The following is a 263-nucleotide window of genomic DNA, read 5'->3' on the forward strand; positions in this document are numbered from 1 at the left end:
AACGGGAGGGACTTCGAGTATGACAGCACCAACACCATCAACGGATAGTTCAGGAACCTTCCATTATTATGTGAGTCAGACCTTACAAAATATGGAAAGTGCGAGAACTACTTTTACGGTGATTGTTAATGCTTTGCCATCCACACCAGTAGCAAGTGTAACAGTTCAACCGAGTTGTACGGATTCGACTGGCACGATCAAATTTACTGCCCCATTGGGTACTAATTTTAGTTATAGCATTGATTCTACGAATTATCAATCAG

The 263-nt window shown here is 41.4% G+C and carries 1 protein-coding gene; it reads left to right on the top strand.

What is annotated here, in order from left to right:
* Positions 1–263, top strand: a 263-nt coding sequence (locus tag V7S79_RS12235; RefSeq protein ID WP_459490881.1) for a hypothetical protein, incomplete at both ends; no start/stop codon positions are given.

Source organism: Aquirufa sp. ROCK-SH2, from assembly GCF_054558315.1.